The organism is Nitrosomonas halophila (assembly GCF_900107165.1).
Lineage (GTDB): Bacteria > Pseudomonadota > Gammaproteobacteria > Burkholderiales > Nitrosomonadaceae > Nitrosomonas > Nitrosomonas halophila.
The window spans coordinates 1-8,841 of record NZ_FNOY01000090.1; the positions used below are offsets into that span (position 1 = coordinate 1).

An 8,841-nucleotide genomic window follows, 5' to 3' on the forward strand; every position below is an offset into this window, starting at 1 on the left:
ATCTTCTCAGAGATTGGGCGGGGTGCTCCACTATCACCGGCCATGGTCTTACAAAAGGCGCTTTCGGTTACCCACAAATTCTGCCGAGGAGCCAATTTTTCTTTATTCTCGACCTGTCCCCTATGTCTGCGCTACATCGCTCGGTAGAAATAATCGCTATTGATATTATAAAGGGATTATTTGCTGATTCAGGGCAAAAATGGAGGATTTTGAGTGTTTTTAAAGGAAAAAGCAGCGAACTTGGGTTAGGATGTGAATAATATTTCAAGATAAGCGATACTATACCCTTTTAGGGCACTACTATCATCATAGTATCAACTAGTTAATCGAATTTCTCAAACCCCGAAACTTTAGTTATGGAAATAAAAAAGCAAAAGGAGACACTCCTTTTTTCCTATTAGTATCAGTACCAGTTTCAGTTTCAGAAACTGACCTGTAGCTGCCATAGCACAGCAAGGCTGCGCTATATCACCCGCTCACGACCTATCGCCCTCAGCTGACGCTTCCGGGCTGAGCATGCGCAGGCCACTCACAGCTTGGTGGGGTTGGGCACATCGCCATAAACCTCTTTGGGATCAAAAGTTTTTTCCAGCTCTGTATAGACAAGATGCTGACTATCATATCCTTTCTCTGCAATCGGTATTTTGCGATAGAAGCAGGATCGGTAACCCACATGGCAGCTGGCACCCGAACCGCTGACCTTGACACGCAGCCAGATGGCATCTTGATCATCATCAATCAACAGTTCTTCAACCTGTTGCACAAGGCCACTGGTCGCACCTTTATGCCATAGCACCTGGCGCGAACGGCTCCAATAATGCGCCTCGCCCGTCTCGATGGTCTTGGCCAAGGCTTCGGCATTCATGTAGCCCACCATGAGTATCTGACCACTCGAGGCATCCTGCGTGACACACACAATCAATCCCTGATCATCAAATTTTGGTGCCAGCTGCCGACCTTCCTCGACCTGTTCGATGGATTCCCGTGTATGGAATACAACTGGTGGTTTTATTTGAGAGGATGCTTTCATCATTGCACTTCCTTGAGAATTTAAAGGCATGGTGGCTGTGCGGCATTGCGTGATTCGAGAAATCGTACCGGCTGCCCCTGGGGTAAAGCATCGCAGAGTTCTTCATCCCGAACCACGACATGGCCCCGAACGACAGTATGAATGGGCCAGCCAATGACGCGGCTGCCATCGTAAGGCGTCCAGCCGCACTGGCTGGCAATCCAGCGGTTGCTGATTTCACGCCGGGCATGCAGATCAACCATGGTCAGATCCGCGTCGTATCCCAGAGCGATTCTGCCCTTCCCTTCTATGCCGAAGATTCGTGCAGGGCCACTACTGGTCAGATCAACCAGGCGCTGCAGACTCAATCGCGCATGATGCACATGATCCAGCATAATCGGCAGCAAGGTTTGCACGCCAGTCATGCCGCTGGGCGACTGTGGATAGGGGCGTGCTTTTTCTTCCAAAGTGTGTGGCGCGTGGTCGCTGCCCAGGACATCCACCACACCGGTACGAACAGCCTGCCATAAAGCATCCTGATGACGCCTATCACGCACCGGCGGGTTCATCTGAGCCAGCGTGCCGAGATGTTGATAGCATTCCGGCGCGCACAGCGTCAGATGATGAGGCAGCACCTCGACACTCACACGACATTTGTGCTGGGCCAGATAGGCCATTTCTTCTGCCGTTGAAACATGCAGAATATGCAACCGTCTTCCGGTCTTGGCGGCAAGTTGCACGATACGTTCGGTAGCCATCAGCGCGCTGCGTTCATCACGCCAGATGGGATGTTGCCGCACATCACCGCTCGCTTCAGCGATAGCCCTACGCTGGCGAAGCCGTGCCTCATCCTCGGCATGCACTGCCAGGCGCCGACTACCCTGACACAGTATCCGCTCCAACACCGCATCGTCGTCCGCCAGCAGATCCCCAAACGAACTGCCCATGAATACCTTGATACCGGCGCATCCAGGTAAATCCTCAAGTGCGGCCAAGTGCTGCGTATTTGCCGCCGAACCGCCAATGTAAAAGGCGTAGTCGCACCAGGCCCGGCCAGCAGCCCGGTGCATTTTATCCTCAAGATCACGTTGATACAGTGTAAGCGGCTGTGTGTTCGGCATCTCGAATATGGCCGTGACGCCCCCCAATACCGCGCCACGCGTGCCGGATGCCAATGTTTCTTTATGTGTCTGCCCCGGTTCGCGGAAATGCACCTGGGAATCAATCACGCCGGGCAGTACGTGCAAACCCGACGCCGCAATGGCCGTCTCCGCCGTCCAGCTGCCTGCCAGATCACCCATGGCAATGATGCGTCCCGCAATACAGGCAATGTCGATCACTTCTGCACCATTGGGGGTCAGTACGGTACCTCCGCATACGAGCAGGTCTGCATGCCGGCACGTTAAGCGCAAGACCGTGTCGTTCAAATCTCTCATGAGCACCGCTCACGCGGGTCAGCCGGAACATCTGTCCCATCAATGGTGCGCAAACGTTGCAGCAAACCAAGCCGGTCGGCGTCTCGCGCGGCAAGATCGGGTGCCTGGGTCTCTTTGATCAGCAGATTGATGGCATCGGTGATGCGCAAGACACCCAGATCTCGGCCTTCCCGAGTACGCATAGCAACCCGACCAGCACTCGCCTCCCTGGCGCCGACCACCAACAGAAAAGGAATACGAAGCAACGTCTGCTCACGAATTTTATAGCCGATCTTTTGGTTGCTGACATCGGCTTCGGCGCGCAGACCGCTGCCCAGCAGTACGCGGGTCACGTCTTGTGCGTAAGCCGCAACCTGCTCGGTAATGGACAAGACCACCACCTGAACGGGCGCCAGCCACGCGGGCAACTTGCCGGCATACTGCTCGATCAGGATTCCGGTGAAGCGCTCCAGTGAACCAAACAGGGCACGATGCAGCATAACAGGACGTTTGCGCTGGCCATCTTCATCCATATAGGCAATGCCAAAACGCTCGGGCAAATTCATGTCGACCTGCAGGGTACCGCATTGCCAGTCACGTCCTATCGCATCGCGCAGCACGAATTCGAGTTTCGGCCCATAAAAGGCCCCTTCCCCGGGATTGATCTGATACGGCAAAGCCATGTCATGCAGAGATTCGATCAATGCATTTTCAAGCAGCGCCCAGGTGGCATCATCCCCCATACGGTGGTCAGGGCGAGTTGAGAGTTTGATGCATACATCGGAAAATCCGAACTGACAGTAAATATCGAGCACCAGCGCGACAATCTCCTGGCATTCCCTATGCATCTGCGGTAGCGTGCAGTAAATGTGTGCATCGTCCTGCGTGAAATGACGCACTCGCAGTAGGCCATGCAGCGCTCCGGACGGTTCGTAGCGATGCACTTTCCCAAATTCGGCCATGCGTATCGGCAAATCACGGTAACTTTTAAGTCCATGCCGAAACAGCAGCACACTGCCCGGGCAATTCATTGGCTTGAGGGCCAGTACGCGTCCATCCTCGGTGGCCGTGGTGAACATATGATCACGATAGCTGTGCCAATGTCCCGAAATCTCCCAGAGACTGTGATCCATGACATCCGGCGTATTGACTTCGACGTACCCGGCTTCCTGCTGACGGCGCCGCATGTAGGCAATCAGCTGTTGAAACACTGTCCAGCCACGCGGGTGCCAAAATACGGCACCCGGTGCATCTTCCTGAAAGTGAAACAGATTCAGTTCACGACCAAGACGGCGGTGATCCCGTTTTTCCGCTTCCTCCATGCGCTCGATATAAGCGTCGAGCGCTTTCTTATCCGCCCACGCCGTGCCATAGATACGCTGCAACTGCTCGTTGCTGGCATTGCCGCGCCAGTAGGCGCCGGACAATCTGGTAAGTTTGAAATGCTTGAGAAAACATGTATTGGGCACATGCGGACCACGGCACATGTCGACGTATTCCTCATGAAAATACAACCCCATGACATCCACTTCCGGCATATCTTCAATCAGACGCAACTTATAGTCTTCACCACGCGCACGAAAGATACGGATGGCCTCATCGCGCGGCGTCATACGCTTGATCACGGCGTAGCCCTTGGCAATCAAAATCCGCATGCGCGCCTCAATGGCGGCCAGATCCTCCTGCGTAAAGGGGCGCTCGTATCCAATATCGTAATAAAATCCTTCGTCGATGACCGGGCCGATCACCATCTTCGCATTCGGAAACAATTGCTTGACGGCATGCCCAACCAGATGGGCGCTGGAATGACGGATGATTTCCACGCCTTGCGGGTCATTTGGCGTGATGATCTGCAGGCTGGCATCGCAGTCGATCATATCCGAGGCATCGACCAGCCGACCGTTGACAATACCTGCCACAGTGTTTCTGGCCAACTGTGCGCCGATCGATGCCGACACCTCGAGCACGCTGACAGGTCCCGGGAAAGTGCGTACCGACCCATCCGGCAAGGTAATGGCAATCGCGCCACAAATTGGATTATTCGTCATAATTCAGTACCTGCCCTGCCGTCTGATGTTTTTTTTGCCTGACGCTTTGTTTCCGTTGGCGGGACAGGATCATAGCCACCCGGATGCCATGGATGGCAGCGTCCGATGCGACGGATTGCAAGCCAGATACCTTTCAGTCCACCGTGGTTTTGTACCGCCTCCAGCGCATACTGCGAACAAGATGGATAAAAACGGCAACTGCGGCCTAGCATAGGACTGGTGCCGAGCTGATAAGCCCGGATAAGCAAAAGCACCGCCCTGGCAAACCACTGCCTCATATTGATTGCACGTTAATCCGCTGCCAGGTACTGCCTTGCGGGCTGTCAGCAATGGCAACCCCTGCGGCCTCCAGCTCGATGCGGATCGCATCGGCACGCTGAAAATCTCGCACGCACCGTGCCTGATCACGTTCGGCCAGCAGTAATTCAATATCTGCCACCGAAAGTGTCAATGGTTGTTGCTCGCACTGAAGCGCCTGCACGGCTGGCAAGGGTTCCTGTTGCAAAAGTCCCAGCAAATTGGCGGATGCCAGCAGCCGACCCTTGGCCATCGCTTGCTTGGCAACACTGTCAGCGGCATCCAGCACGTTCGCCAGCTCATGCAAGCGGGTTATCGCCAAGGGTGTATTGAGGTCATTGCGCAGCGCATCCAATACCCTTTCATCCACCTCGCTTGTGCTGGCAGGCGCAAGCGATGCCACTTTGGCCAGGCTGGCGTAGCACCGCAAAAGGGAGCGACGCGCAGTGACAAGTCGCTCTCCCCCCCAATCCAGCGGACGGCGATAGTGCGTCGTCAACAATGCCAGGCGGATGGCTTCACCCGGTGCCTGCTCCAACAGATCACGCACCAGCAATACATTGCCGAGTGATTTCGACATTTTCTGGCCTTCTACGGTCACGAAACTGTTGTGTACCCAGGTGCGGCAATAAAGGCGGCCATCGTGCGCGCAAGTACCCTGCGCAATTTCGTTCTCGTGGTGAGGAAATATGAGATCCTGCCCACCGCCATGAATGTCGAGGGTGCCACCAAAGTAGCGCCCGATCATTGCCGAACACTCAATATGCCAGCCTGGACGACCCCGGCCCCAGGGGCTGTCCCAGCCCGGCTGGTCGGGTGTCGAGGGCTTCCAGAGCACAAAATCCAGAGGATCGCGCTTGTAAGGCGCAATTTCGATGCGAGCACCCGCCTGCATCGCCTCGGGCTGGCGGCGGGATAACTGCCCATACTGCGGATAAGACAACACATGAAACAAAACATGCGCCTGTGCCACATAGGCGTGACCCCGGAGAATCAAGCGCTGTATCAGATCGAGGATCTCCGGGATATGTTCGGTCACACGCGGTTCATGATCTGGCGGAAGCACGCCCAGTGCCTGCATATCCTCATGGTACGCATCGATATAGCGGGACGTGACGGCTTGAATGGGCAGCCTGGCCTCGGCAGCTGCCGCATTGATCTTGTCATCGATATCGGTGAAATTGCGGGCATACCCGACCTTGGGATAATGCAGGCGCAGCAGTCGCGCCAGCACATCAAACACGACTGCAGGCCTCGCATTGCCGATATGGGCATAGTTGTAAACTGTGGGGCCGCACACGTACATCGTAACCCGCTCCGGCACAGTGGTCTGCAACGGCGCCTTCACTTTTGTCAGCGTGTTGTACAACCGGATCGGGCTCTCAGTCATGAAGAATTTCCAATATACGTGGCTGATTGCCCCTTGTTGCCGGAACAATTTCTTTGATACTTCGTGCAACCAAGGCTTCCAGGAAAAACATCTAAATCTCAACCTATTAATTATTAATACCCATTAGACTCACTCTCACCAATGGATCTATCAAAAATTTTCCAATCAAAAATATCAGGGCAATACACTGAATCTATCAAGAATGTAATTGAACAATGCTGCCTTGCCACCCTGCCGGCACGAGCACAAGTATTTTGATGTCAAATACGTACTCATTCTTCAATTATATAAATGCTTCTAGCCATAGAAGAGCTTGCATCGAAAAGACTCCCGCTGCGGTAGCCGCTGCATGCACTGGCAACGCGAGTTTCATTCTTGACTGTCGCAGGAGGGGCATCAGATCGGTCGTGGCAATATAAATGAAACCGCCAGCGGCAGTGGCCAGCAAGGCACTTAGACTCAATGTCATCACATGGGCAGCCAGTAAGGTCGCCATGGCACCAGCAATGCATGCAGACGCACAGAGCATATTAAGAATGACCGCCTGTTTCTTTGCATAACCACCCTGTATCAACACCGCGATATCAGAAATCTCCTGTGGTATCTCATGCACCATAATGGCAAGGGTTGTGGTGATTCCCAACATCGGATCTGCTAGAAAACTGGCTGCAATGAGCACCCCGTCTATAAAATTATGAATGCCATCGCCGAGCAGATTCATTTTGGCGAATGAGGCGGCCGAAGGTGAATGGACAGTCCGCATTGCCATGCTGTGGTCATGTCGCCAGTGAAGATATTGTTCGATGCCATAGAAACAAAGCATGCCTGTCAGCGCCCAAATAAATACTGTGCCGGTATTTTTAGATAACGCCATCGCATCGGGCAGGAGATGCAGAAAAGCATCACCAAGCAAAACACCCACCGCCCCAGCGATAAGCCGCGGCATCCAGACTTTCAATCTACTGTCTTTGATATACAGCACAAAAGCGGAGCATGCGGCCACCGACACAACCAGCAAACATGCAATCAATGTGGCGAATATTGTGAAAATATCCATAGTCACTGATTGCTATCAACACCAACAGTTAACTTTTTCATTTCTTATATCTTGAGTCATGATCGGTGGCGCCAGATCATTTAAATTTAATAGACCATATTTATGATATGTTATAACATAACATTTATCAAATGGTTTAACTGACAGCAATCAGCATATCTGGGTTGTATCCGCTATTCGCTGGATTGGCGTTGTAATGACAAAAGGTTTGTTGGTTTCAGCCAGGAGGCTGTCCGAGAATAGCGATCGTAACAAGAGCGAAACTGGCTGAGCGGAATTTTCTTAATTTTTACAGCGAGAGTCATTTATGAGCACCCATATACCCGAAACATTCGATGAGTGGCGGCATTGCATCGAACAGGAATGCCGCATCGCATTAACCAAAGAATATATTGAACAGCGGCTGGCAATATTGCGTGAACGCAACCATGAAGAAACGCATCGATTCATCCGCCACTACGGTGAGCATCACTGGCAACAGGTGGTGCGCTGGTTTGAACGGGCGCAGGCATAACGAATATGGTGCGCGATCTCAATGGCTAGGAGGCTGTCCGAGAGCGATCGTAGCGAGGGTGGGGCTGGCTGAGTGAGAATTTGCGATCATTTGAGGCGAATAGTAGCTCTATTCAACGAAAAGGATCGAAAAATCCAGCCTGGCAGGTTCGTCCGCAGTGGATCTGCTATTCTCGGACAGCCTCCTAGTGCCTATCCAAATCTTGGTAACAGTCACATCTAAACCCGGACGATTTATTTGCTTAGGTAATTAAGCATTGTGTCGGCATCGCTAACTTCAAACGGATCATCCGGACAGTTATCCATAAAACCCGGTTCGATGAACATTTGTTGAATTTCGCCATTCACGACATGCATGGAATAGCGCCAGGAACGCAAACCAAAACCGAGATTTTCCTTCCTGACCAGCATACCCAACAAGCGAGTAAAATCACCGTTGCCATCAGGCAACATTTTTACATTCTGTATTCCCAAATTTTTTGACCATTGAAACATTGTAAAGGCATCGTTAACACTGAGGCAGTATATTTCATCGATTCCTTTTGCCTTCAATTGATCATATTTAACTTCATAACCCGGCAAATGGGTACTCGAACAAGTAGGCGTGAAGGCACCCGGCAAACCAAAAACAATCACATTTTTGCCTTTGAATATGTCGCTGGATGTCACGTCTTGCCATCGAAAAGGATTATCACCTCCGATTGATTGGTCACGAACACGCGTTTTAAATAGCACTTCGGGTACTTGGCGAATCATAATTTTCTCCAATTGCTCATGTGTAGCAGTTATATCCAAATATGCAGTTTCTACTCTGCTTGCTGCCGATGTCACTCTTATAGACATCAACACCTATTTGAATCACCCGATTGACTTTTGTTCACTGATTCCAGAAAGTTACCTAAATTAATTAGGGTCAGACTAATTCTACTTTGTCAGATTATTCCAGAGCCCTATTTTGCCTGACAGAAGACTGCTTTGCGCTGGATCTCCTCTGATGCCGCTTGTGAATAATTTCAGCCAATTCCTCGGCTGTGAGCTGTCTTCGAGGCAGCATATGAGCTAATGCTGTTACCAAGTCATTGACGGATAACATCGGCCATTGCTCTCTGCCC

General features: G+C 52.1%; 9 protein-coding genes. 2 read left to right on the forward strand and 7 right to left on the reverse strand.

Annotated features, from left to right (window positions below):
• Positions 1 to 260, forward strand: a 260-nt coding sequence (locus BLV85_RS15535) for a hypothetical protein (RefSeq protein WP_218132852.1), incomplete at its 5' end; no start/stop codon positions are given.
• 269 nt (positions 261 to 529) lie between these two features.
• Here BLV85_RS15535 and hisI read toward each other — a convergent pair.
• From hisI to BLV85_RS13530, 6 genes are all read right to left on the reverse strand, one after another.
• Positions 530 to 1,033 (reverse strand): phosphoribosyl-AMP cyclohydrolase, encoded by a 504-nt coding sequence (gene hisI / locus BLV85_RS13505; RefSeq protein WP_245725229.1) that lies wholly within the window; start codon positions 1,031 to 1,033, stop codon positions 530 to 532.
• 17 nt (positions 1,034 to 1,050) lie between these two features.
• A complete protein-coding gene (locus BLV85_RS13510) occupies positions 1,051 to 2,445 on the reverse strand; it encodes a dihydroorotase (RefSeq protein ID WP_090415762.1) in 1,395 nt (464 codons plus the stop codon).
• A complete protein-coding gene (gene thrS / locus BLV85_RS13515) occupies positions 2,442 to 4,472 on the reverse strand; it encodes a threonine--tRNA ligase (RefSeq protein ID WP_090415763.1) in 2,031 nt (676 codons plus the stop codon). Before thrS ends, BLV85_RS13510 begins: the two co-directional genes overlap by 4 nt.
• On the reverse strand, positions 4,469 to 4,750 hold the full coding sequence (gene yidD, locus BLV85_RS13520; RefSeq protein WP_090415764.1) for a membrane protein insertion efficiency factor YidD: 282 nt from the start codon (positions 4,748 to 4,750) through the stop codon (positions 4,469 to 4,471). Before yidD ends, thrS begins: the two co-directional genes overlap by 4 nt.
• Entirely contained in the window at positions 4,747 to 6,159 is a 1,413-nt protein-coding gene (gene cysS / locus BLV85_RS13525; protein ID WP_090415765.1) for a cysteine--tRNA ligase, read from the reverse strand. Before cysS ends, yidD begins: the two co-directional genes overlap by 4 nt.
• A 283-nt stretch (positions 6,160 to 6,442) precedes the next feature.
• Complete coding sequence (locus BLV85_RS13530; protein WP_090415766.1) at positions 6,443 to 7,216, reverse strand: ZIP family metal transporter; 774 nt, start codon at positions 7,214 to 7,216, stop codon at positions 6,443 to 6,445.
• Positions 7,217 to 7,523: 307 nt separating this feature from the next.
• Between BLV85_RS13530 and BLV85_RS13535 the strand changes: the two genes are divergently transcribed.
• Entirely contained in the window at positions 7,524 to 7,730 is a 207-nt protein-coding gene (locus BLV85_RS13535) for a hypothetical protein (protein ID WP_090415767.1), read from the forward strand.
• A 233-nt stretch (positions 7,731 to 7,963) separates the two neighbouring features.
• On the opposite strand, the gene BLV85_RS13540 is transcribed toward BLV85_RS13535, so the two are convergent.
• Entirely contained in the window at positions 7,964 to 8,572 is a 609-nt protein-coding gene (locus tag BLV85_RS13540) for a peroxiredoxin (protein WP_245725230.1), read from the reverse strand.
• Between the last annotated feature and the right edge of the window lie 269 nt (positions 8,573 to 8,841).

Coding starts and splice junctions, on each gene's coding strand:
- hisI (WP_245725229.1), bottom strand. CDS start 1,033: ATGATGAAAGCATCCTCTCAAATAAAACCACCAGTTGTATTCCATACA.
- BLV85_RS13510 (WP_090415762.1), bottom strand. CDS start 2,445: ATGAGAGATTTGAACGACACGGTCTTGCGCTTAACGTGCCGGCATGCA.
- thrS (WP_090415763.1), bottom strand. CDS start 4,472: ATGACGAATAATCCAATTTGTGGCGCGATTGCCATTACCTTGCCGGAT.
- yidD (WP_090415764.1), bottom strand. CDS start 4,750: ATGAGGCAGTGGTTTGCCAGGGCGGTGCTTTTGCTTATCCGGGCTTAT.
- cysS (WP_090415765.1), bottom strand. CDS start 6,159: ATGACTGAGAGCCCGATCCGGTTGTACAACACGCTGACAAAAGTGAAG.
- BLV85_RS13530 (WP_090415766.1), bottom strand. CDS start 7,216: ATGGATATTTTCACAATATTCGCCACATTGATTGCATGTTTGCTGGTT.
- BLV85_RS13535 (WP_090415767.1), top strand. CDS start 7,524: ATGAGCACCCATATACCCGAAACATTCGATGAGTGGCGGCATTGCATC.
- BLV85_RS13540 (WP_245725230.1), bottom strand. CDS start 8,572: ATGTCTATAAGAGTGACATCGGCAGCAAGCAGAGTAGAAACTGCATAT.